Origin of the sequence: Dorea sp. 210702-DFI.3.125, from assembly GCF_020560945.1 — a bacterium.
Classification (GTDB): domain Bacteria; phylum Bacillota; class Clostridia; order Lachnospirales; family Lachnospiraceae; genus Dorea; species Dorea formicigenerans.
On the sequence record NZ_JAJCNF010000012.1, the window covers coordinates 14,653 to 34,709 of the forward strand.

19 protein-coding genes are annotated in these 20,057 nt (G+C 46.3%); 9 read left to right on the forward strand and 10 right to left on the reverse strand.

Translation table 11 applies throughout. The annotated features are described in order from the left end of the window. Positions 1-23 precede the first annotated feature (23 nt). Positions 24-269 carry a DUF6061 family protein gene (locus LI164_RS07415; RefSeq protein WP_021683568.1) on the forward strand — a complete coding sequence of 82 codons (246 nt, stop codon included), beginning with the start codon at positions 24-26 and terminating at the stop codon, positions 267-269. 51 nt (positions 270-320) lie between these two features. Here LI164_RS07415 and LI164_RS07420 read toward each other — a convergent pair whose 3' ends face one another. The 8 genes from LI164_RS07420 to LI164_RS16495 form a co-directional block, all read right to left on the reverse strand. Further along, the gene (locus tag LI164_RS07420) at positions 321-2,966 is read right to left on the reverse strand and encodes an ABC transporter permease (RefSeq protein ID WP_227086953.1); all 2,646 of its coding nucleotides are present in this window, start codon (positions 2,964-2,966) and stop codon (positions 321-323) included. A gap of 15 nt (positions 2,967-2,981) precedes the next feature. Continuing rightward, a complete protein-coding gene (locus tag LI164_RS07425) occupies positions 2,982-3,653 on the reverse strand; it encodes an ABC transporter ATP-binding protein (RefSeq protein WP_006858253.1) in 672 nt (223 codons plus the stop codon). Positions 3,654-3,788: 135 nt separating this feature from the next. After that, a complete protein-coding gene (locus LI164_RS07430) occupies positions 3,789-4,688 on the reverse strand; it encodes a sensor histidine kinase KdpD (RefSeq protein ID WP_227086954.1) in 900 nt (299 codons plus the stop codon). Continuing rightward, positions 4,681-5,358, reverse strand: coding sequence for a response regulator transcription factor (locus tag LI164_RS07435; protein ID WP_006858251.1), 678 nt, complete (start codon positions 5,356-5,358; stop codon positions 4,681-4,683). Before LI164_RS07435 ends, LI164_RS07430 begins: the two co-directional genes overlap by 8 nt. A 16-nt stretch (positions 5,359-5,374) precedes the next feature. Then, positions 5,375-6,547: a hypothetical protein gene (locus tag LI164_RS07440; RefSeq protein ID WP_055058961.1), complete on the reverse strand. Its 1,173-nt coding sequence runs from the start codon at positions 6,545-6,547 to the stop codon at positions 5,375-5,377. A gap of 34 nt (positions 6,548-6,581) precedes the next feature. Then, complete coding sequence (locus LI164_RS07445) at positions 6,582-7,208, reverse strand: alpha/beta fold hydrolase (protein WP_055058962.1); 627 nt, start codon at positions 7,206-7,208, stop codon at positions 6,582-6,584. A 12-nt stretch (positions 7,209-7,220) separates the two neighbouring features. Beyond that, entirely contained in the window at positions 7,221-7,922 is a 702-nt protein-coding gene (locus LI164_RS16490; RefSeq protein ID WP_117554472.1) for a DUF6076 domain-containing protein, read from the reverse strand. Positions 7,923-7,929: 7 nt separating this feature from the next. Further along, entirely contained in the window at positions 7,930-8,190 is a 261-nt protein-coding gene (locus LI164_RS16495) for a hypothetical protein (protein WP_117554473.1), read from the reverse strand. Positions 8,191-8,545: 355 nt separating this feature from the next. Between LI164_RS16495 and LI164_RS07460 the strand changes: the two genes are divergently transcribed. From LI164_RS07460 to LI164_RS07490, 7 genes are all read left to right on the forward strand, one after another. Beyond that, a complete protein-coding gene (locus tag LI164_RS07460; protein WP_055058964.1) occupies positions 8,546-9,166 on the forward strand; it encodes a CHC2 zinc finger domain-containing protein in 621 nt (206 codons plus the stop codon). Beyond that, positions 9,141-10,532, forward strand: a complete 1,392-nt coding sequence (locus LI164_RS07465; RefSeq protein WP_055189204.1) for a phage/plasmid primase, P4 family — start codon at positions 9,141-9,143, stop codon at positions 10,530-10,532. The genes LI164_RS07460 and LI164_RS07465 overlap by 26 nt, the downstream gene beginning before the upstream one ends. 378 nt (positions 10,533-10,910) lie before the next feature. Beyond that, positions 10,911-12,200, forward strand: a complete 1,290-nt coding sequence (locus LI164_RS07470; RefSeq protein WP_055195120.1) for a plasmid recombination protein — start codon at positions 10,911-10,913, stop codon at positions 12,198-12,200. 15 nt (positions 12,201-12,215) lie between these two features. Then, a complete protein-coding gene (locus LI164_RS07475) occupies positions 12,216-12,401 on the forward strand; it encodes a hypothetical protein (RefSeq protein WP_021683581.1) in 186 nt (61 codons plus the stop codon). Between the two features lie 89 nt (positions 12,402-12,490). Beyond that, a complete protein-coding gene (locus LI164_RS07480; protein WP_015540908.1) occupies positions 12,491-12,721 on the forward strand; it encodes a DNA-binding transcriptional regulator in 231 nt (76 codons plus the stop codon). Continuing rightward, positions 12,702-14,372 carry a recombinase family protein gene (locus LI164_RS07485; protein ID WP_304515603.1) on the forward strand — a complete coding sequence of 557 codons (1,671 nt, stop codon included), beginning with the start codon at positions 12,702-12,704 and terminating at the stop codon, positions 14,370-14,372. The genes LI164_RS07480 and LI164_RS07485 overlap by 20 nt, the downstream gene beginning before the upstream one ends. Before the next feature lie 250 nt (positions 14,373-14,622). Then, positions 14,623-16,668, forward strand: a complete 2,046-nt coding sequence (locus LI164_RS07490) for a diguanylate cyclase (protein WP_227086956.1) — start codon at positions 14,623-14,625, stop codon at positions 16,666-16,668. A gap of 122 nt (positions 16,669-16,790) precedes the next feature. Here LI164_RS07490 and LI164_RS07495 read toward each other — a convergent pair whose 3' ends face one another. Continuing rightward, positions 16,791-18,065 carry a dihydroorotase gene (locus tag LI164_RS07495; RefSeq protein ID WP_227086957.1) on the reverse strand — a complete coding sequence of 425 codons (1,275 nt, stop codon included), beginning with the start codon at positions 18,063-18,065 and terminating at the stop codon, positions 16,791-16,793. 336 nt (positions 18,066-18,401) lie between these two features. Here LI164_RS07495 and LI164_RS07500 point away from each other — a divergent pair, with 336 nt between their 5' ends. After that, a complete protein-coding gene (locus tag LI164_RS07500; RefSeq protein WP_005335651.1) occupies positions 18,402-18,935 on the forward strand; it encodes a DUF3877 family protein in 534 nt (177 codons plus the stop codon). A gap of 12 nt (positions 18,936-18,947) precedes the next feature. Here the strand turns inward: LI164_RS07500 and LI164_RS07505 are convergent, their stop codons facing one another. After that, on the reverse strand, positions 18,948-20,048 hold the full coding sequence (locus LI164_RS07505; RefSeq protein ID WP_005335652.1) for a methylcobamide--CoM methyltransferase: 1,101 nt from the start codon (positions 20,046-20,048) through the stop codon (positions 18,948-18,950). Positions 20,049-20,057: the final 9 nt, after the last annotated feature.

Genomic DNA, 20,057 nt, shown 5'->3' on the forward strand with positions numbered 1-20,057 from the left:
ATCCCGCAAAATGGAGGTTTCTTATGGATAGATTGATTTCTTGTGAGTTTAACATGGATACCGCTTGTGTGGAACTGAAATTTTTAGATGGCAGCATGATTGCCATTGATACCATCGCCGTGGAGAATGAGGTTGCTGACAATATGTATCAACGGTCAGAACTGGATTATCTAATCTACAATGATCCGGTTGGATATGCAGACTTGATCTTGAACGGTGATCCCGAAATTTATCTAAAAACTGTAACTGAATGTAAACCCTTAGATTAAAACTCAGCCCTCTGCCTTTTCCTTGGCAGAGGGCCGTTTTTTGCTTAACAGTTATTGAGCATCCCTTAATTGCTCTACAACACTGCATTTCGCTGCATTGTCATACATCATGCAAGGAATCAGCCACCCCAGCAGAAGAAATACCGGAATTGTCAGCAGGACAGGCAGAATGGTGAATCGATACTCAAAGAACCAGAACATACTGCCCAGCATTTTTCCTGCAAGAGGTCCCACCGCCAGCGACAGAATAAAGGCCGCCGATACGGAGGACATTGCGTAAAACAATCCCTCGTAGATCAGCATGATTTTGAGCTGCCGGTTCGTCATTCCTACAGCCTGAAGCACAGCAAATTCACGGCGGCGGGAAAGAATACTGGTCATCATGGCGTTGAAGAAATTTAAGAGTCCCACCAGCCCGATGATAGCACAGAGGATACCACCTACCAGAAGGAACATCTGCCGGAACTGAGCAAACTCAGAGCGAGCCGTGGCCTTGCTTTCATACATCAAGGGTGAAAACTCACCGGCAGTGAGCTTCGATAGATATTGCTCTGCTTCGGCCTCGTCTGCGTCGTCTGCTGTGTCGAACAGGTAGAGCATCGGAATGGCCGCACCGCCGCTGTCCCTCTGTGCGGTATCCACAGACAAAACTGTCTCATATCCAATACCACCATAACGATAACTCATGGAATACGGAAGCTCTACCAAGGCGCAGACCGTGTACTCTACATCTCTGGCTCCATACAGTTTTTCCTGAAAGTACTCCTCCGGTGTATCTTCGGTGCGGAGTTCCCCGGTGCGGCTGTCGATATATTTCACATCGTCCGCATAGGTGGCGGTGATCGTGTCTCCCACCTTGGGGTAGTATTCAGGATTGGGCAGATTACCGTAGTCATCTAAGGAAACCGCAATGGCAATAGCGTTATTGTTTGGCTCCAGCATAGGAGAAATATCTCCGTCGAACACTTGCAGCTTGTCAAACAGGCTGTTATCCAGAGCCTCGATTCTGGTATCTCCCATCACCATATCGCCCCGGTGCTCCATGCGGCTCATATGGCTGTCCAACTGCTCAGCACTTTCGTACCTTGCATAGTCCTGCCGCAGAGCATCCTCCGTCATCCAAAGATATACGGGTTTTCGCACAGCATATCCCGTGCCGGAAAGACTGGACTTTGTGTTTGCTGCGATCTCTTCGATCTGTTCCGGCGTGATGAATTCATCCGCCGGGTTGTAACGGAAATAGTCGGGCGTGCTGACGATAAAATCGGCGCAGGTCATGAAGGATACATACTTCTCCATGCTGAAGCCGCCCACAAAGGCACACAGTGCATTGAACAGCGTCACCGACAGTGCCAGAGACACCACCACCAGCACCGTCTTTTTTTTGTTTCGTCCCAGATTGGCAAAGGCCATCTGATGGAGCTTCGCTCCCCGGGTGCTGCGCTGTTTTTTCTTGGTCTGCATCGCATCTGTATATTTGGTAGCCTCCACCGGAGAAACCCTGGCTGCCATTTTCCCGGGCTTGGAGCAGGACAAAAGCACCGTCAGCAGGGCAAACAGCACGGAGCCAACAAAGATCACAGGCGAAGTGCTGATGGTGGTGATGCCCGCATCCAACTGGGTGGAGCGCAAGACAACAGGCACCAGAACAGCGCCAATGCCATAGCCCAACAGCAGCCCCGCCGGAATGCCAATCAGACAAAGCAGAAGTGCCTGCTGGCGAATGATGCGTTTGAGCTGCCGGGGCGTTGTGCCAATGGTTTTCAGAAGCCCGTAAAACCGGATATCCCCCGCAACAGAGATCTGGAAAATGTTATAGATGATAAGATACCCGGTGAAAATCACCAGCAGCAAAAAAGCTGCTATGGCGATCACAAGTTCCGGATCGAGATGCGACTCCAGCTGGGATGAGGTATATCCCCAGTTGACGCCGATCCGGACGCTGTTGGGATCGGTATAGCTGTCCCATGTGTAGCCGAGATCGGTATCCACCTGCTCCATCTGCCCTTGAATGTTTGTACTGGAAGCCATCATGACATTCAGGTCAGTGCGGAAGGGCTGTAAACCTGTTTTCACTGCCTGCGCTTCGATATCATCTGCGTAATCACGGCTGATGTTGATGTAATGAACAGGCATTAGTTCATCATAGTCCCAATAGCCCACCAGCGTAAAGGTATCTGTTACAGTAAAGGCGGTTTGATCCTTGTCCGTGATGGAATAGGAAACCGTGACCTCTGCGCCCAGTTCCGGCGTCACGCCAAGCAGCTGCAACGCTGCCGTATCCATGGTCACCTCTTTGCCGCTTTCGGGCATCCGTCCGGTAGTAGGGGTGGCATAGCTCCATTTGGTGCAGTTGGCATCCATGTAGCTGATCTCTGCCGGCGTTTTGGAAAAGACACCATCCGCAGTGATGCCGATCACCTTCCGTGCCCCCGCAGACTTTACCTTCGGGTGGGCGGCGATACGTTCCGCCTGCTCGGGGGAAACATCCTTAAAGGTGCCGTGTGCATAGCCGCCTACCTGCCGAAACTGGTAGGTTTCATAGCTGGCGTTCAACGACAAGACAATGGTGAACATGGACGTAAATAGCAGCGTTGTCAGCGCAATGGCAAAAATGGCGATCAGATTGCGGCGACGGTTCGCATAAAGAGATTTTAAGCTGAGCTTTCGAATACATTTTCTGTTTTTGACATTCATCGTAGCCACCTCCCGTTAGTTCTGGGAGACGATCCGACCATCTTCGATACGGATAATGCGGTCTGCCATCTGCGCAATTTCTTCGTTGTGAGTGATCATTACGATTGTCTGGGCGAACTTTTGACTGGTGACTTTCAAAAGGCTCAATACATCCTGGCTGGTTTTGGAATCCAGATTGCCGGTGGGTTCATCTGCCAGAATGATAGCGGGTGCTGCCGCCAGCGCACGGGCAATGGCTACTCGCTGCTGTTGACCGCCTGAGAGCTGATTGGGCAGCGCATCCAGACGGTCATCTAGCCCAAGGGTCTGTACAATCTGCTGTACGAAATCCTTATTGACCTTGCCACCGTCCAGCTCAATGGGTAGAACAATATTTTCATACACATTCAGCACCGGAACAAGATTATATGCTTGGAACACAAAGCCGATTTTCCTGCGGCGGAAGATGGTCAGCGCTTCCTCCTTTAGGGAGAAAATATCCTGTCCGTCCACCATGACCGTGCCGCTTGTAGGGCGATCCAGCCCGCCCAGCATGTGCAGCAGCGTGGATTTGCCGGAGCCGGATGTGCCGACAATTGCAACAAATTCGCCCTTCTTTACACTTAAATCAACTCCATCCAACGCATGAACTGCGTTATTGCCGGAGCCATAAATCTTTTTCAGGTTTTTTGCCTGTAAAACTTCCATAAATGAGTACCTCCATGAAAAAATCTGTATGTATGAAAGGAAATGATCCTTTGATACATACAGATTATCGCATAGGAATCTTTCCACATTCTTTCCGGCGGAAAATGAAATCTAACAGTTTTGATAGAATTGTTGTTATTTCGGCAGAAATATGGAAAACGTACTTCCTTTTCCCGGAACGGAAGCAACCTTGATATAACCGCCCTCGCCGGATATGATCTGTCGGGCAAGGTATAAGCCGATGCCGACCCCTTCTTGTTTCTGCACACTATTTGAGCGGTAAAAGCGAGCAAATATCTTCGCTTGCTCACTTTCCGGGATGCCTGAACCGGTATCCGATATATCGATCCTTGCAAACATTTCATAGCTTACGGCAGAAATAGTAATGGTGCCATGCTCTGTATATTTGATGGCGTTGTCTACGATATTAGCCAGCGCTTCCGCTGTCCATTTGAAGTCGAATACAGCAAAAGCATCTGTATCCTGCATTTGCAAAGACAATCCTTTTTCAGAAGCCTTGGCAGTATATTGTTCTACCACACTTTCAAGCAGCGGCTGCAGCGCTGTCGGCTGGGGGGAGAGTGAAATGATCCCGTTTTCCAGTCTGGAAAGCTTTACGAGAGAATCGATCAGAAAACGCAGCTTTTCCGATTGTTTGTACAGTGCCTCCACATTTGCCTTCGCCGATGCAGGCAGAGTTTCCTCCATCAAAAGCTCGCTGTATAACAGCAGATTTGCAATCGGCGTTTTCGTCTGGTGGGAAATGTCCGCAATCAAGGTTTTGATTTTGTCTTTTTCCTGCGCTACATTTCGAGAAGATGCTTCTGCGGCAGAAAGATAGTGTGCAAATTTTGTTTCCAATGCAGACAGCTGGCTTTCATCAAAATTGGTTTCAGAAAAGGAGCCGGTCATGGCAGCGTCCAGCATCCTTTCGATTTCTTCCATCGTTTTTCTGGTCTTTCTCCGCTCCCATAACACAACAGCTGCCGCCGCCAGAAAACACAGCAGTATGATCACAATGCCGGTTTTATTCATCTTTTGTCACCCAGCTATAACCGATTCCGTAGATGGTTTTAATGTATTTCTGTGCGCCAAGCTTATCCCTCAGACGCTTGATCGTAACAGACAAAGCATTTTCATCCACATATTCTGCGCCATCTGTCCAGATCCGGTCGACAAGGTCTCCACGGGTCATGGTTCGGCCTCGGTTTTCAACAAGCAGACGCAGTAATTTTTGTTCTGTTTTGCTCAATTCCACTTTTGAATCTCCCACATAAAAGGTCATAGCCTCAAAGTCAAAGTGAAATAGATCCATATGGAACGGCGCATTTTTATGGTTTGACGCTTGCTTTCGCAGTTGGGTATTCACCCTTGCACGCAAAACCGAAAGAGAAAAGGGCTTGGTAATATAATCATCAGCGCCTCTCTCCAGTCCGTCTACGATGTCCAGATCGGTGTCGTTGGCAGTCAGCAGAATAACAGGAATATAGGGTGTGTTTTCCTTGACCTCCCGGAGCAGCTCGAGCCCGCTGCCATCCGGCAGATTTATATCCAGCAGGATCAGGGATACACCGCCGCAAAGAAGCTGTTCCTTCGCCGTTTTTAGGTCTTGGCAGGATATAATCTGACGGTCATCTGCTTTCAGTGCTTTACTTAAACCCTGATTCAACCCTATATCATCTTCAATAATCAATAATTGTTCCATGTATCTCACTCCCTCGTTATTCAAAGGCCACCATTATTTCCTTGGGTAATTTTTCGTTCTCACAGTTCAGAAGATAGGCGATTGCTCTGCTTGCAAATTTGTTCGTTTTCACTGTATCCCAATCGGCAAGCAAAATGACCTCTGCCTTGCCGTTCTCAAAATCTAATGATATTTCGCCCCATTCGCCGTCGCAGTCTGCCTGATATTCGTAGATTGCGGCGGCGATTTTCTTTTTTCGCTTGGTCTTGGATTTCTGTTTTAGCCGGACTGCATGGATTGCGCCCTCGGCAACCAAAAATTCCGTCAACTTGTCCACTGCTTTTCGGTAGGCTCGTTCTGCACCGCTGGCTGTACTGCCCTCAAACATAACCGCCAGTTCTTCAAAGGTGGGGCGGTCTTTCCATGAGCTGACACGCCCACAGGTCATGCAAATTGCTAATCGTTTTTCGAGCAAGGTCTGTTCCCGGTAATTCAGTTTCTCAAATGCCCGCTGCACCTTTTCTGCCTGTATGCCGTTCCAGAGGATATCGGTATAGTTCCAGCTATCGTCAAGGGCTACATCCTCGCCTGTTTCTTCGCCGTCCTCGTCTGTGACATAGAAAGGCTGCTGATTGCGGATACCTCGCACAACTTTCAGATAGTTTTCGGCAAGAGCAAGATCACAGTTGTATTTCTTGGAAAACTCGTTGACCGCATCCTTGGTATTGTGGTACAGCCAAGCCATTGACCGCACCATTTTGTAATTAGTCAGAGAGGATACCGACCATTTTTCTTCGCCCATGCGAAAACGGAGCATAGCATCCCGGATGAACGGATAGATGTATGTAGCATACTCTGCGCCCTTGGTAAGGTCATAGTCCATCAGTTTTTGGAGCATTTGTTCCCGGCAGGAGAGCTTTATATCTATAAATCGGTCTGTGTCGTACAAATCGCCGCCATCCACACCGAGAAAGTCTTTGATGCGCTTGTTAAGCTGCGGCTCGTAGTGGTGTAGGAAGAATGAGAAATGTATCAAATTCTTTTCCTGCAAGGCAGACAGGATATATTCGTTCAGACTGCCTACCTTTGGCGGCTCAGGTTCCAGTTGGAAGATGCGCTCTGCCACATAGGGAATGATACCATCACCGTGCGGATTGACTTGGTGTTTCGGTATGTATCCGGTCATATTCCATGTAAAATCACTCAGCATAGCGCACCTCCCTTCTCATTTCTATAAGAATCCCTTAAGACATTCTTTCATAAAAAGCATGAAGTATTTCTGCCAATTCCTGCGGTGATTCAATATTAACTTCATGTCCGGCACCAATAATCGTTTTTAATTCCACGTTCTTAAGCAATTCTGCCAATTCAATAGAAGCATTTTTATTCGCAGTATCTTTCTCGCCATATAACAATAGTGTAGGGCATGATATTTTGTGCAGAGAGTTGTTAAAGTCCAACTCCATCATGGTTTCGCATAGAAGTAAGAAATCAGCTTTTCTAAATCCCATTTGTTGAAACATGGATTTAGGCATAAATCTAAAGAGAAGATTTTGAAATTTCAGAAGCTTCTTGGGCATTTTATATTGTGTGGCGATAAGCACCAAGGAGCGAACTTTTTTCGGATATTGTATAGCATAGTTCAGAGCTAATACGCCCCCAAGCGATAAACCGCACAAATCAATAGGCTCATCATATTGATTGCAGTAATCTGAAAATGCAGCATATAGATTATCATAGGTCACTTCTTTGCTATGAACTAAATCAGGAAGATTCGGACACAAGCTGTAATCAGTAGTTTGCAAAATATCTATTGTTTTTGTCCAACTGTCAGATGTTTGTCCTAATCCATGCACATATATTTGTTTCATATTGTTCCCCCACTAAATATGTATCTTAGCTTCTGCAAGCAAAGCAGCCTGTTCCATTTCTTTTTCATAAGCTCCTTTGGCATAAGCAACATCACTTTTTGCCCGGAGTTCTTTATCTTTTGCCAGTTTCTTCATGACCTCCGCAAGGTCAGCGTCCAGAGTACCACGCTTTACATAGCGATTTATGGTGTTCAGCCTCTTTTCATATATCTGGATAATCGGATGATCGTCTGCAAGCTCTCGCTGTTCTCTGCCTTTTAGATTGCCGATCTGCCGGCAAGTGCGGTGCAGCTTGTCCCCCGGTGCATAGCCGCCGCAGTATTTGGTGTGCCTTGCGTTGGTGGTGAGGAACCACTTGCCGCAGATTTTGCATTTTTTCGGGGCATGACCAACACATAAGCCCTCAAAAAGATCAGACCGGAACATCCCTACAAAGGATACATAGTGCATCCGCTTGACCAGCTTCGCAACTTTTTCGCCGGGACGGATGACCGATATATACTGAACGGAATTGTTCAGGGTAGACATCCAGGCATTGCCCTCTGTGATAGAAAACTCCGGTGGGAAATAGGTGCCGAACATTTTCGCAAAGCCCTCTGCGGTGCGGTCTGCTTCGTTTCCGTCCGATTGTTCTGCAAAATCAAGCATCGCCTTTTGGTATTCCTCAAGGGAGTAAGCCAGATGCCCGCATACAGCGGTATAGCGCTGGAGCATCACCGCATCAGCATATTTCGGAACTTCTTCGAACGGTAAAGAATTGGTTACGGCTTTTATGGCGAACTCCACATATTTCAGAGCATTGTCCGCAGTAAAGACCCTTTCTATTCGTTCCCGGTGCTTTGGTATATCCATATAGGAGAACGGCGGCGTTTTGCTGAGAATCTCTAACATTGTCAATGCAGCTTCCTTTGCCATTGGAAAGAGTGCAGAAGTATCCTGTCCGGCATTCAGCATCCCGAGCAGCAGATTGATTTTCTCGCATTGCTCGTTCATTTTTGTAATAGTATCCGCAGGAACATTCAGTGCATCACAGGCAAGCGTGCCGACAGGGAATGTTTTGCCCTCATATATGACCGTATCCTGCCAGAAGTCCAATGTCATCAATTCTTGGTTCATGCTTACCTCCTGTCCTGTTTTTTCACTTTCTTAATTGTATCATGCTAATGTAAAGAAATCTACATCTATCAATAAGTTGTCCTGTTTTTTGAAACGGAGTTGTCCTCCGATTAGCCTGTTTTTTGAGAAATCCGTCATAACCATAATAGAAGGAGCGAAGCACCTGCCAATCACTGCGGGTGCTTCGTGCTTTCCAGAATATTATGAACGGAGGTTTTTTTATGACAATCTATGGAACCATCAAAGCGGCAATCAGTGTCAAGCAAGCCGCCGAACACTACGGGCTGAAAGTCAACCGAAACGGTATGGCTTGCTGCCCGTTCCACAATGACAGGCATCCGAGCTTGAAGCTGAATGAGGACTATTTCTTCTGCTTCGGCTGTGGAGCAAAGGGAGATGTGATCGACCTTGTGGCAAGGTTGTTCAATATGAGCAGCTATGAAGCAGCGCAAAAGCTGGCTTCGGACTTCGGACTTGACCCGAAACCGCCCACTGTCGCAGCTATGGTCAAGCCAAAGCGTCCTTATATCCGTCAGTTCCGGGAGGATGAAATGCTGTGTTTCCGGGTGCTGACGGATTATCTGCATCTGCTGGAAGATTGGAAAGTGCGGTATGCACCCAAAACACCGGAGGAGGCTCTGGATGATCGTTTTGTGGAAGCCTGCCAGATGCACTGTCCTATCGAATATATGGCAGATGTGCTGACCGTGGGTGATCTGGAAGAGCGGGTGGCATTGGTGGACGAGCTGATGAAGGAGGGAAAAATTACTTTTCTGCAAGAGTACATCACACGAAAGAAAAAGGAGGTGGCGCACCATGGCGAAGAACCGGAAAACGCCTGATATGAATTTGCCTGTCTGGTTTGATGGGCAGAACATCAACGAAGCTCTGTTTTGTGAAGAATTTCTGCATGAGCGCAGAATCATCTTCGCAAACGGAGCTTTTTTTACGCCCGATGGTCGAGTGACGGACGATCTCCCACTGCGTGGGGAGATTTACGACAAGCTGAAATTCTGTGCCGTGAACAACATCCCCCGGAAGATCACCAACATTCTGGAAGTGCTGAAACTGGAAGCGCAAGTGCCTGACTTCCCACCGGAGCAGGATCGCATCCATGTGTTCAACGGTACGCTGCTATTGAACGGCACATTTACCGAGGGCAGACCGGCTATCGTGCGAAGCCGTCTGCCTGTTGTCTACAATCCCGATGCTCCTGCGCCCGTGATCTGGCTGAACTTTTTGAATGGACTGCTCCATGCGGAAGACATTCCCACCTTGCAGGAGTTTATCGGTTATTGCCTGATCCCCTCCAACAAAGGACAGCGCATGATGGTGATTAAGGGCAACGGTGGCGAGGGTAAATCCCAAATCGGTGCGGTGCTTTCGGCTATCTTTGGCACAAACATGAAGGACGGCAGCATCGGCAAGATTTCTGAAAACCGCTTTGCCCGTGCCGATCTGGAGCACATCCTGCTGTGCGTAGATGATGATATGCGGATGGAAGCTCTGCGCCAGACCAACTATGTAAAATCCATCGTGACAGCACAAGGCAAGATGGATTTGGAACGTAAAGGCAAGCAGAGTTATCAGGGCTGGATGTTCGCCCGGCTGCTGGCATTCAGTAACGGTGATCTGCAAGCCCTGTATGACCGCAGTGACGGATTTTATCGCAGACAGCTTGTGCTGACCACCAAGGAAAAGCCGGTGGACAGAGCTGACGATCCTGATCTTGCAGAGAAGATGAAAGCTGAAGCCGAGGGTATCTTCCTGTGGGCATTTGAAGGCTTGCAGCGGCTTGTTGCCAACAACTTTAAGTTTACGGAGAGTGACCGTATCCGGGAAAACCGGGAAGCGGTCAAACGTGACAACAACAATATCTTTGATTTCATGGATTCCGAGGGATACATCCGGCGTAAAGCGGATGCGTCCATCAGCTCCAAGGATTTCTATGAAATCTATCGGATGTGGTGCGAGGAAAATTCTCTTGCTCCGCTGAAAGCCCGCAGCTTCAGCGACGCCATGATTGCCAATGCCAAGAAATTCAATCTGGAGCATTGCAACAACATCACCAACTCAGCCGGACGGCGGGTGTGGGGATTCATGGGAGTGGAAGCCATTGCACGACCTCATATAAATGGGTTTTACGGAGATTCGCCGTGTACGTACGTACCGGAGGACATTCCGGAGGAATGGCGGCAGGTCGAGTAAATCCCATTGCTGGTATGTATGTACGCAGCAAAAGAGCGTAAAACGCTTGTTATAGAAACAGCACACATCCTCTCGTTCGGGCTGTTTCTATGTCCACAGGCTTTTGAAAAAGTGTCTGTGGACACCGACTGCAAGAGGAAGTTGACACAGAACAGCTTCATGCAGACGGGCTGACCATGGGAAAAGGCGCAGACATTTTCGCCTTGGTCAGCAGAGGTCACCGCAGTGACCGCATTCCCCCTCGGGAGAGCCCTCGGAGAGCCCACGGCACTTTGCAGCCAGTATGGATGAAAGTGTCATAGTGGGTTATTACACTTTGAAAAAGTGCCGTTCTCCAGCCCTCCGCTGTCTGCAAATCTCAAAGAAAGGAAAAATCCAATGGCAAGAAATGATGGAATAGACCGTACCGTAGCCAGAAATCAGGACTTGGAAACACCGGCTGATGTGGCTAAGGTACAGGAACACAATGAGCGTGAAAAGGACAGCTACAGCAATCAGGACATCGTGCCGGAACGCACTTCTTTGAACGTTCATTTCAAAGCACCCATGGACGATTATGTAAAAATGTTTGAGCAGATGGAACAAGACGGCGTGATCTCCACCAGAGGTCTGAAACCGGATGCCGTCAAATACGGCGAGTTGATCTTCGATGTGAACTCCGCTTACTTCTACAACCACGGTGGCTATGAATTTGCAAAAGAGTTCTATGCCGATGCCTACAAAGCCGCCGTGGAGATCGTGGGCGGTGAACAGTATATCCTCTCCGCTGTGATGCACGCCGATGAGCGCAACCGGGCAATGTCCGAAGCTCTGGGCGAGGAGGTGTACCACTACCACCTTCATGTGGTTTATATCCCGGTGGTGGAAAAGCAGATCCTTTGGTCGAAGCGATGCAAGGATGAAGCCCTCCGGGGAACCGTTAAGGAGGTCATCACACAGGTCAGCCGCAGTAAGAAATGGGAGTCCAAGCCGGTGCTTGGCGAGGACGGAAATCCCATGCTCAACGCAAAAGGGAAAAAGATTTTGAAGTCATCCTACAGTGTGTTGCAGGATGACTTTTTCAATTTCATGCGAAACGCCGGTTATACCGATGTGGAGCGTGGAGAACGTGGAAGCACCGAGGAACATCTGACTGTGACCCAGTTCAAGGTGCAGGCAGAACAGCAGCGGCTGGAAGCTGTGACCGGGCAGGTGGCACAGGCAGAACAGAATTTGGAGGATGCCAAAGCTGCCACAGCAAAACAGAAAAAGAAACTGGAATCTTTGCAAAAGGAAACCAAGGCGGCAAAGACCATTGCGCTGACAGTGCAGGACATTGAAGTAATGGGCAAAAAAGCCACATTCGGAAACAATATCACGCTGACACCGGATGAATGCGACACACTCAAACGCTATGCGGTCAATGGCATTATCGCCAATGCTGACAACAAGCGTCTGAAAGAAAAACTGGCTTCCGCAGAAAAGACGGTTTCCATCTGGAAGCAGCGGTATGAAGCGGTAAACGAAAAATATATGGAACTCAAACAGAAAGCCCAACCCTTTCTGGATGCACTGGAAATCGCATCCGAAAAGGTTCGGGCTTTTATCAATTCTATCCTCATCAGAGGAAAGCAAACACAGGAACACGAACACCCTGCCCGGAAGCGTGGACAGGATATGGAACTTTGATGGAGGAATCGCCTATTGAAGAAATATTATGAGGAAGCGAAATATAATGCGGCATTTGACCGCTGTGTGGATGTTATGAGCCAGATGCTCCAGAAATATGGACATCAGGTTTTGGATAAATTGGAACAGGACGCACCGCAGGGAGTGGAGCATTCCGAGGAAAGTAATCAAGCGCAGCTTCTGACGGATAAGGCTGCATAAAATTTGCAATTTACACGTTGCGTATTCGCTATGGCTATGCTATAATGATTACGCAACGTGTATTTTTTGCTTTTGTGGAGAAAAGACGGATGGATTGTAAAAACAGAATTATAAAGTTGCGTGAAAGCACAGGACTGAATCGGAAAGATTTTTGCAAGCTCGTCCATATTCCTTACCGGACTATGACTGAATGGGAATTGGACAACCGCCATGCACCGGATTATGTGCTGTGGCTTTTGGAGTATTATATCCGCAACGAGGGACTTATGGTAAAAGGAAGGAATGAGGGAGGTGGAGATTCTGAAAAAGAAACAACTTAAATGCTATCTTTATACAAGAGTGTCCACCTCGATGCAGGTTGACGGATACAGCTTGGATGCCCAGCGTGACAAGCTGCGGAAGTATGCGGCATACGAGGATATGATCGTTGCCGGGGAGTATTCTGACGAGGGCTTTTCCGGAAAGAACATTCAAGGGCGGCAGGAGTTTCAACGGATGCTGAATGACATCCAGGACGGCAAAGATGATGTTTCTTATGTGTTGGTCTTTAAGCTGTCCCGATTTGGCAGAAATGCAGCGGACGTTCTGAATTCTTTGCAACTCATGCAGGATTTCGGTGTCAATCTGATCTGCGTGGAGGATGGCATTGACAGCTCCAAGGATGCAGGAAAGCTGATGATCTCTGTGCTGTCTGCGGTGGCAGAGATTGAGCGAGAAAATATCCGCACACAGACAATGGCAGGACGTGAGCAAAAGGCTCGTGAGGGCAAATGGAACGGCGGTTTCGCTCCATATGGATACAAACTGGAAAATGGAAACCTTGTCATTGCAGAGGATGAAGTGGAAGTAATTCGTGTCATTTATGACCGCTACATTCACACTAATGAGGGTGTTGCAGGAGTTGCAAAATATCTGAACCGCAATGGTTATACTAAGAAACTAAGACAGAATAATACCATTCCGGGATTTTCAAGAGATTTTGTGAAAAATGTATTGTACAATCCTGTTTATATGGGAAAGATTGCTTACGGCAGACGAAGAACAGAAAAGAAACAGGGTACAAGAAACGAGATGCACGTGGTTGAGCAGTCGGAGTTCCCGGTTTATGAAGGACAACACGAAGCTATCATTTCCGAAGAGGATTGGTATCTGGCACAGGAAAAGCGCAAGATCAATTCTTTTAAGCGGGAAAAGGTTAACAATCCAGACCACGCACACATCCTGTCCGGTATCTTGAAATGCCCATGCTGCGGAAAGAGTATGTACGGCAATATCGCCAAGGCGCACAGCAAGGACAAGAAAACACGGTATTATTACTACTGCAAAAATACGGTAACACCTACCGGGCATGAGTGCAGTTTCCGTCTGAATATCGAGCAGACGGAAATCAACAAATTTGTGGCGAAGGTTATCTCCGCTATGGTCAACAATCCACGGTTTGTAGAAGCGATTCAGGCGAAAATCGGAACAGCAGTTGATACAGAAGATATGGAACGGCAGATTGCTGTCCTACAAGGGCGGCTAAAGCAAGCCTTTGGAACGAAAAGCCGCTTGGAGCGTCAGATGGATACCTTGGACATCAATGATGCCCACTATGACAGAAAGATTTTGGACTTGCAGCGCCGCTATGATGAGCAGTATGACACCATAGAGGAAATCGAAGTTCAGATTGGCGAATTGCAAAGTCAGATCCGCAGCATCCAGCAGGAGAAGATTTCCGGAGACAATATCTATCGCTTGTTGCTGGCATTTGATGAAGTCTACCATTCCGCAACGGAAGCGGAGCAGAAGGAGTTTATGAAGGCCTTTATCGAGCGAATTGAGATGTTCCCGGAGAAAAGGAAAGACGGAAGCTGGATAAAGAAGATCGTATTCAATTTTCCTGTGCCTGTTGATGGTGAGGAAGTGAAAGAACTTCCCTTGGAAACTGAAACAACTGTCGAAACTGTTTGCTCACTATCGCGTAAATAGGAGGTTTCTTGACTGTGTTCAGTGCGATTCAGTGAATTTGCCACCCATTTGCCGCCCACAAAAATAAAATTCAGAATGGCTGCAATAAAACTAGCAGTTGTCAGTATAAACGTAGCTGAATAAGTAGGACAAAGTTTTGACAATCTTTCTGGTTAAACAACTTGTAGTTTTTATTTATATTTGGTAAAATAAATGTGTTTAACAGAGCGATAAAGCGCGGATTTTTGAATCGTGCAGGAGGATTAAAATCATGTCTTCAGATTATATTATGACAATGCAGCAGGCTCAGATGGAGATGGAATTGTATAAAAAGGTCTTTACGGTAGTAAGACTGTTGGATAAGCGGGAGTTCCGGCTGGAAGAGAACGACAATCCAGGCGGAGACATGGAATTATGCCATTGTTATGATTTCTGGAAGAAGGAAAAGCCATGTAAGAATTGTATTGCTGCCCGGGCATTCGAGGAGAAGTCAGTGCGGACAAAGCTGGAATACCTGGATTCAGATATTTATCAAGTGACAGCGCGTTATGTGGAGATTGACGGACAGCCATACGTTATGGAGCTGCTCAGGAAGATGGATGAGGAATTCCTGGTTGATTTGGAGAATCGTGACCGTTTAATGGAGAAGTTGAGCGGATATAATGAAAAGCTGTATCAAGATGCGCTGACCGGTGTATATAATCGCCGCTATTACGAGGATCGAATCAAGCAGATGACAGCATCTGTCGGGGTCGCCATGATTGATATGGATGATTTTAAAATCTATAATGATACATATGGACACAATGCCGGTGATCTGGCACTTATCACCACAGTGGAAGCAATTCGTCGTTGTATCCGAAAGAACGATACTCTGATCCGTTATGGAGGGGACGAGTTTCTCCTTGTATTGCAGGGAATCAGCGAGACGATGTTCAGAGAAAAGCTTAAGCAGATCCGGACAGAAATTTATAATGCAAATGTTCCGACATATTCAAGGCTTCAGTTATCAGCAAGTATCGGTGGAGTCATGTCTGCAGGAAGAACTGTCGAGGAGACGGTAATGGAAGCGGATAAGTTTATGTATCTTGCGAAGAATCGAAAGAACACAGTCGTTACAGAAAAAGATTTTGCGAATAAGGAAGGTGAGGATGGAACTGCACTTGAAGCATTAAAAGTTAAGCAGCAGATTTTAATCGTGGATGATTCGGAGATGAACCGGGAAATCCTTACAGAGATGCTTCAGGACGATTTCAGAATTTTGGAAGCTGAGAATGGAGAAGAGGCATTGAAGATGCTTAAGCAGTATGGTACGGGCATATCACTGATGTTGCTGGATATTGTGATGCCGGTCATGAATGGCTTCGAGGTCCTTGCGGCTATGGCAAGAGAGCACTGGATGGATGATATCCCGGTCATTATGATTTCCAGTGAAGGATCTGAGGATTATATACGCCGGGCATATGAGATGGGGATCGCAGATTATATCAGACGTCCATTTGACGCGAAAATCGTATATCAAAGAGTGTTTAATACCATTAAGCTTTATGCAAAACAGAGGAGATTGATTTCTCTTGTTGCTGACCAGATTTATGAGAAAGAGAAGAATAACCGGATGATGGTCGGAATCTTAAGCCAGATTGTGGAATTTCGTAATGGAGAGAGTGGACCTCATGTATTACACATTCAGACTTTGACGAGATTACTTTTGGAGCGTCTCGTCCAAAAGACGGGACAGTACGGATTGTCATGGTCTGAGCAGTATATGATCTCTATGGCATCTGCGCTTCATGATATTGGTAAGATAGGAATTGATGAGAAGATTCTGAATAAGCCGGGTAAGCTTACAAAAGAAGAATTTGATATTATGAAGACACATACACTGATCGGAGCTACCATGCTTGAGAATCTCAAGATGTATCAAGGAGAGATACTGTTGGAAGTTGCTTATCAGATCTGCCGCTGGCACCATGAACGTTATGATGGAAAAGGATATCCGGATGGGCTTGTGGGAGAGGAAATTCCAATTTCTGCTCAGGTCGTATCACTGGCGGATGCCTATGATGCGTTGATCAGTGACCGTGTGTACAAGAAAGCTTATTCTCATGAACAGGCTGTGAAGATGATTCTGAATGGAGAATGTGGTGCGTTTAATCCGGTTCTTTTGGAATGTCTGACAGATATTCAGGATCATTTGAAAGAAGTTGTGGATTCGGACTTTGTAGATAATTTTGATGCAGAAGATAACATAGAGCTGGCGGGCAGCCATCGTTCAGAAACAGAGAATATTTCTGTGGGGGGGGGGGCAAATCGCTAAAGCACTTGATGGAAGATATTTAATATCAAAGTGATTATTAAAAAGACAGGATAGAGAACTTTTTGTGTAAGTATGGAAGTTCTTTTTCCTGTCTTTTGACTTTTATGAAGTGATTATTTATATTATTTATCAGAATAAACAGTTTTACCGCCACAGATCGTATATTTTACTTTTCCGAAAAGTTCCTGTCCGGTAAACGGGGTATTGCAGGATTTGGAAGCGTAATCGCCAGGTTTCCAGCATTCTTCCGGATCAAAGATAACCAGATCGGCAGCAGCACCTTCGTTGATCTGTCCGTATGGGAGATGGTAAAGCTTTGCCGGATTGACAGTCATTTTTTCCAGAAGCTGTAACAGAGTCAGGTGCCCAGGTCTTACAAGACTTGTGATGCCAAGTGCAAGAGAAGTCTCAAGACCAGTGATTCCGCTTGGTGCTTCTGTAAGAGGTTTATTCTTTTCTTCCATGCTATGTGGAGCATGATCGGTGGCAATGAGGTCAATGGTTCCGTCTGCAAGACCTTCGATGATCTGCTGGCGGTCCTTTGCGGTGCGAAGTGGCGGATTCATTTTGGCCAGCGTTCCGTAAGTCAGAAGTGCCTCATCAGTCAGAGTAAAATGATGCGGTGTTGCTTCTGCGTGAATTTTAGCACCGAGGGCTTTAAAAGTGCGGACCATTTCTACAGAGACACCAGAGCTGATATGCTGGATAACAACATCTGCGCCGGAGCGAAGTGCCAGAAGACAATCACGGGCAACCAACGATTCCTCGGCAATGGAAGGGGAACCATAGACGCCAAGCTTTTCAGATACAGTACCGTGATTGATTCCATTATTCTGAATAAAAGAAGGATCTTCCTCATGGAGACTTACAGGTACACCTAATTTTGCGGCATGTTCCATAGCACGGTAACAGAAATCAGCGTCCAGGAGAGGGATTCCGTCATCGGTGAAGCCACATGCACCGGCATTTTTCATAGCCTCCATATCGACAGCTTCTTTTCCTTTCAGAGAGCAGGAAATGGCAGCTGCCTGGAAGATACGGATGTCTTCATTTTTCTCGCGGTCAATCAGATCTTTAAGCACAGGGAGACTGTCAACGACAGGTGAAGTATTTGCCATGCAGATGACACTTGTAAATCCGCCTTTTGCAGCAGCAAGTGCACCGGTATGAAGATCTTCCTTATAAGTAAATCCCGGATCGCGGAAATGTACATGAGTATCAATCAGTCCCGGAGCAACGACAAGTCCTGTGGCGTCCAGGATTTCGGTATCATTTGAAACTTGATCTGTATCAATATTTTTTCCTATTTTTAGAATTGTTCCATTTTCAATCGCAAGATCCATCTTTTCGGAAAGTCCCAAAGCCGGATCAACGACGAGTCCATTTTTTATAATCATAATGATCATTATCCTCCTGTCATGTATGAATTTCGTATCATTCCCGACATATTTTCAAATGTAATAAATGAGTTTACAGGCATCATGGAATACCGGGAATATTTCTGTAAATTAGTATAAGGGATAGACAGGGTTCATGTCAAACTTCATGGAAATAATTGCAGTTCATCCAGAAATGTTATAGAAAGAATGGTACAATACAGGTGGATGTAGTATAATGAGCCGGGATTGTGGAAGTGCGAAATGTTCCGTAAGTATCATTTATATACGAAGAAAGCAGGCAGGAACAACTATGTGTCTGATAAGAAATAAAGCAGTAAAAAGGAGATTGGTAAGATGGAATATAAACGTTTGGAACAGAGCCTGATTGATATTGTAAAGGAAGAGCAGGCAAAGCTGGGATATAGAAAAGAAGATGTAAGATTATATTATCCACTCAGCACGCTGAATCATTTCTTTGATACTGAGGATACAGTGGAGGAGATGGCAGAGAGACTGACACATTTACCGGAAGATATGAAAGCAAGACTTGGAGAAATTGCTGTAACACATAAAAAAGATCGTTTCTGCTTCCATATTCCGGAGCAGGGAAGTGAGTATGTGCATGAGCATACTGCTGAAAATGAATTTATCAAAGAACTGATTGAACTGGTGAGAGAACATGGCTGCACGAAGAAAAAGATTCTGGAATTGTTTGGTCAGTACAGTGAAAACACAATCACAGAAGAGATGAATAACGGAGAGTTTGATTTTTATGTGAGATTTCCAGAGGGAAGTGAGGACAGATACTATTATTGCTTTAAAGATGAAGACTGTCATATCATTTATCACAGATTCCTGCCGGAAGATTATGCAGATTTTGAATTTTAAAAGGATGGAGGATTAATCCTCCATCCATAATAAATCCTGATTGATTGGATAATGCCCGAAGATACGGGCTGCATCCATAAGTGCAGTCATATTTTCTTCTGGTGTGAACATTGGAGTCTGGCATCCGGATGTCAGCACGAAACCTTTCGGGGAGTCGTAAGCTTTCCGGATACTTTCTCTGGATGCGCGAAGAACATCGTAAGGAGTTCCAAGACGCATGACTTCTACAGGAGGGACATTTCCCTGAATGCACATATATGGTCCGAGGACTTCCTTGGCTTCTGCCATATCCTCGACATTGTCCGGACCAAATGTACCGATTCCGGTAGGAATCAGAAGTTCCCATAATTTACGGCTTGTACCACAGATATGAAGACCGCATCCCCCACCCTGGCTTTTAATAAAGTCTACATTCTTTTGGAAAAATGGAAGTGAAAATTTCTCATATTGTTTCACACGAAGAAGAGAGGTGGAGCTTACCGGATCTGCAAATCCAACTCCTACGCCCATGTCCAGGAGTCTTTGGATGTAACGGTTATTATTTTCTGTAATGATGTCCATCATTTGAAGGACTTTATCCGGTTGTTTTACCATACCTTTCAGAAGATTTTCTGTTCCAACAAGCATTGAGGCAACGGTAAATGGTCCAGTGACAGTCCCGCTCACAGGTACTTTGTCTCCAAGTCTTTCTTTGACCATTTTCAGACCTTTTAAAATAATAGGAAGGCGTCCGTCTTCATCTACATTTATCCGTTTTAATTTGTCTACTTCATCCAGACTTGAAATGGCAGGAGTCTCAAGCTGGGCAATGTTGTAATCAGAATATTTGATTTTTGATCCCATAGCTTCTGCCATGCCGCGCAAGGTTGTGGACAGACCGGCTCCGTCAGAGTGGAACTTATTATAAATATATTCCTCGAGTTCACACATTTTCTCGGCAGAAAAGTAATATTCCGGAAGAGTACAGCCAATCAGGGGAGCCAATGTCTCCCCTGAATCTATGCAGCACATAATCCGGTCTACGTCTTTTCCTTCGTTTAGCAATTTGTTACGTTCAATTGCGGTCAGTTCATCTTTTGGAACTTTCAGATCTTTTAAGTACTGTTCTATCATATTTTTTAA

Coding starts and splice junctions, on each gene's coding strand:
- LI164_RS07415 (WP_021683568.1), top strand. CDS start 24: ATGGATAGATTGATTTCTTGTGAGTTTAACATGGATACCGCTTGTGTG.
- LI164_RS07420 (WP_227086953.1), bottom strand. CDS start 2,966: ATGAATGTCAAAAACAGAAAATGTATTCGAAAGCTCAGCTTAAAATCT.
- LI164_RS07425 (WP_006858253.1), bottom strand. CDS start 3,653: ATGGAAGTTTTACAGGCAAAAAACCTGAAAAAGATTTATGGCTCCGGC.
- LI164_RS07430 (WP_227086954.1), bottom strand. CDS start 4,688: ATGAATAAAACCGGCATTGTGATCATACTGCTGTGTTTTCTGGCGGCG.
- LI164_RS07435 (WP_006858251.1), bottom strand. CDS start 5,358: ATGGAACAATTATTGATTATTGAAGATGATATAGGGTTGAATCAGGGT.
- LI164_RS07440 (WP_055058961.1), bottom strand. CDS start 6,547: ATGCTGAGTGATTTTACATGGAATATGACCGGATACATACCGAAACAC.
- LI164_RS07445 (WP_055058962.1), bottom strand. CDS start 7,208: ATGAAACAAATATATGTGCATGGATTAGGACAAACATCTGACAGTTGG.
- LI164_RS16490 (WP_117554472.1), bottom strand. CDS start 7,922: ATGCTCCAGCGCTATACCGCTGTATGCGGGCATCTGGCTTACTCCCTT.
- LI164_RS16495 (WP_117554473.1), bottom strand. CDS start 8,190: ATGCGAGAAAATCAATCTGCTGCTCGGGATGCTGAATGCCGGACAGGA.
- LI164_RS07460 (WP_055058964.1), top strand. CDS start 8,546: ATGACAATCTATGGAACCATCAAAGCGGCAATCAGTGTCAAGCAAGCC.
- LI164_RS07465 (WP_055189204.1), top strand. CDS start 9,141: ATGGCGAAGAACCGGAAAACGCCTGATATGAATTTGCCTGTCTGGTTT.
- LI164_RS07470 (WP_055195120.1), top strand. CDS start 10,911: ATGGCAAGAAATGATGGAATAGACCGTACCGTAGCCAGAAATCAGGAC.
- LI164_RS07480 (WP_015540908.1), top strand. CDS start 12,491: ATGGATTGTAAAAACAGAATTATAAAGTTGCGTGAAAGCACAGGACTG.
- LI164_RS07490 (WP_227086956.1), top strand. CDS start 14,623: ATGTCTTCAGATTATATTATGACAATGCAGCAGGCTCAGATGGAGATG.
- LI164_RS07495 (WP_227086957.1), bottom strand. CDS start 18,065: ATGATTATAAAAAATGGACTCGTCGTTGATCCGGCTTTGGGACTTTCC.
- LI164_RS07500 (WP_005335651.1), top strand. CDS start 18,402: ATGGAATATAAACGTTTGGAACAGAGCCTGATTGATATTGTAAAGGAA.
- LI164_RS07505 (WP_005335652.1), bottom strand. CDS start 20,048: ATGATAGAACAGTACTTAAAAGATCTGAAAGTTCCAAAAGATGAACTG.